3 protein-coding genes are annotated in these 2,786 nt (G+C 63.8%); 1 reads left to right on the plus strand and 2 read right to left on the minus strand.

The genetic code is table 11. The features are described 5' to 3' along the window. A partial coding sequence (locus IT472_RS06015; protein ID WP_297179849.1) for a hypothetical protein occupies positions 1 to 291 on the minus strand: 291 nt, incomplete at its 3' end. A 151-nt stretch (positions 292 to 442) separates the two neighbouring features. Here IT472_RS06015 and IT472_RS06020 point away from each other — a divergent pair. Continuing rightward, entirely contained in the window at positions 443 to 871 is a 429-nt protein-coding gene (locus tag IT472_RS06020) for a hypothetical protein (protein ID WP_297179852.1), read from the plus strand. Between the two features lie 333 nt (positions 872 to 1,204). Here the strand turns inward: IT472_RS06020 and IT472_RS06025 are convergent, their stop codons facing one another. After that, the gene (locus tag IT472_RS06025; protein WP_343231812.1) at positions 1,205 to 2,548 is read right to left on the minus strand and encodes a serine hydrolase domain-containing protein; all 1,344 of its coding nucleotides are present in this window, start codon (positions 2,546 to 2,548) and stop codon (positions 1,205 to 1,207) included. Positions 2,549 to 2,786: the final 238 nt, after the last annotated feature.

Raw genomic sequence — 2,786 nt, forward strand, 5'->3', positions numbered from 1 at the left:
ACATCCAGCGTGCGCGCGTTGCGCAGGTGCGCTGGCGATGTCGGTCGCGCCGCGTGAAGTCGGGAAGCACATCGAATCGATGTCATCGAATCCCTGCAAGCCGCGCCATTGCTTGCGTGCAGCGATGCGAGACATTGCATGCACGGATGTTGCTGGCTCGTTGATGGTCTGTCCGGCATCCGTCGTGATGGCGTTGCTGACGATGATCGCGGGCGTGGCCAGAAAAAACTTTGCGCAAGATTGTTGACACATGAAAAAAGCGTGATTAGGTTTCGTCCAGCAGACGATCACTGCGGAAGAGCGTGAGCAGACACGACGCGACGACGAACAGCGACATCCGCGCCACCACCATGAGCGTTGCAAGGTGGGCGCCGACGCATCGTCACTCGACGTTCCGCGATGCCCCGGATCCGGGGATGATCCTCGAGAGTACGCCCGAAGCATGGACGCACGACGCGTCCGCGGGCCATGTGTCGTGCAGTCGACACCAGCAGGTACGCCGTCCGCGCATGCGCGCCGGCACAGCATCCGTTCCGGTGCGCTTCGCGCGCCGGCGGTCGATCGTGGGTCCGATACCCACGGTGTCTTTCGCAACTGGGCGTTACCGATTTTCCCATTGACGAGGAGCCATACCATGGCCGTTAAGAAAGCTGCTGCAAAGAAACCCGCCGCCAAGAAGCCGGCGGCAAAGAAGGCGGTGAAGAAAGCCGCTGCCAAGAAACCTGCTGCGAAGAAGGCTGCTGCGAAGAAGCCTGCGAAGAAGGCTGCTGCCAAGAAGCCTGCGAAGAAGGCTGCTGCCAAGAAGCCGGCTGCGAAGAAAGCCAAGCCTGCGGCAATGCCGCCGGTCCAAGCTCCGGTTTCGTCGCTGTAAGTGATCCGACCGGTTCCGGCACGCCCGGTTCCGGCGTCAGTAACACACTGAAGGCCCTTCCCGTTGCCCAGGCGGGAGGGGTTTCTTTTTATTCGCAGGGCAAATAAATCGAGAAGTCTGTGCCAAGCCGTCTCTGCAGACTGGGGGCATCGCGAGCAGGTCGCATGGCTGAAGCCACTGTGGCGTCAGTCTGTCGAGGCTGGCCTGCGAGCAATCCCTTGCATGCGCCAAAGTCCGGGGATGGAGGCGCGGCGCCTTCTCGGGTGACGCTGGACAAGGCCCGGAAGGACTCGATCATTGCCTCAGGGCAACGCTGATTGAGTCGGCATTGCCTTAGGGCGGCGAAGCCTTTGACGACGTGGCGTCGGTCCCGGTTGGTGTGTTCAGCCGGCGCCGTGCGTAGAGCACGCTGGCCGGCAGCCCGTTCGAGGGATCCTCGAGCCACTGCCCATCTTGGATGCCGAGGGCATCGTCGAGGATGGTCGGCAGCAGTGCGCTCGGCAGGGCGCTCTCGGAATTCCACAGGATCACCACGCCGAGGTCACGCTCGGGCAGCAGGGCGATCACCGCTCGGTAGCCTTGCACGGCACCGCCGTGGAACACCACGGGGTGACCCGAATAGCTGTAGTCACGCCAGCCCAGGGCATAGTTTGCCGAGGTCAGGCGAGTGCGCCGCCAAGAGGCGACGGTCATTTCCCCGGGCGTTGACACCAGCGGTGCGTGCAGGGTGGCGAGCAGTGGCGCGGGCAGGACATCAGGGCGGTGTCCGGATTGCGCCAGCAGCCACTGCGCCATGTCGCTGATGCTGGCATTGACGCCGGCAGCGGGCTCGAGTCGGTAGTAGGTGGGCTTGGGCGTCACTGCCACCCAGCCGCGGCCGCGCCGGATGTGCGGGCGTGCCCAGCGCACGCTGGCGGTGATGCCTTCCAGCCCATAGCTGGCGTCGTTCATGCCCAGCGGCTTGAAGATGCGGCTGGCCACGGTTTCGGGATAGAAATGCCCGGTGGCGGCGAACACGATGTCGCCGATCAGGCTGAAGGCGACGTTCTGGTAGGCATAGCAGGTGCCCGGGGAGCACTGCATGGGCGCGGTGGCCAGCCTTGCCGTCAGCACGTGGTAGTCGGCATTGCCCTCGATGTCGCGATCAAAGGTGTTGCGGTTCAGGCCGGTGCGTTGGCTGAGGATGTCGGCCACGGTGAGCTGTTCGGCTGCGCCGGGTTGCGACAGTTGGAACGAGGGGATGTAATCGGTGAGGTGACTGTCCCAGCGCAGCACGCCTTCATTCACCAGCACGCCGGTCACGGCAGAGGCAAAGGCCTTGGACAAGGAGGCCAGCCGGAACACGGTGTGGGCATCGATCGCCTGCGGGCTGCCGACGTCGGTGACACCGTAGCCGCGGGCACTCAGCACGCGCCCGCCCTGCACGATGGCCATCGCCATGCCGGGGACGTTGCCTTCGGTGGTCATCGCGGTTGCGATGGCCTCATAGTCGGAGACGTACAGGTTGGTCGGGGCGCGAACCGCGGGAGCCGCCGGAGACGTTGTTGTGGACGGCGACACCTGCAGCGGGCGCGAGTTCCAGCGCAATGGGGTTTGCGCCGACGATCCCAGAGCCAAGGGCAACAGGCCAGCGACCAAGCCAGTTCGCAAAACGTGCCGGAGTGTGCGTGCCTTCATCGCTCCGTCCCTCGGGTATGCTGCGCCTACTGTACGATTCTAGCGTCGGTTTCCACAACTGCGATCAAAGTCGAGGGGGGGCCATGATCGGAATCCTGATGTTTCTGGCGATCATCGCAGCGTTGACGTTCTGGGTGGTTTCGATCTACAACGGTCTCGTTGTTGCGCGCAATGCGTTCAGGAACGCCTTTGCCCAGATCGACGTGCAACTGCAGCGCCGCTTCGACCTGATCCCGAA

Origin of the sequence: Thermomonas sp., from assembly GCF_020850895.1 — a bacterium.
In the GTDB taxonomy this organism is placed as follows: domain Bacteria; phylum Pseudomonadota; class Gammaproteobacteria; order Xanthomonadales; family Xanthomonadaceae; genus Thermomonas.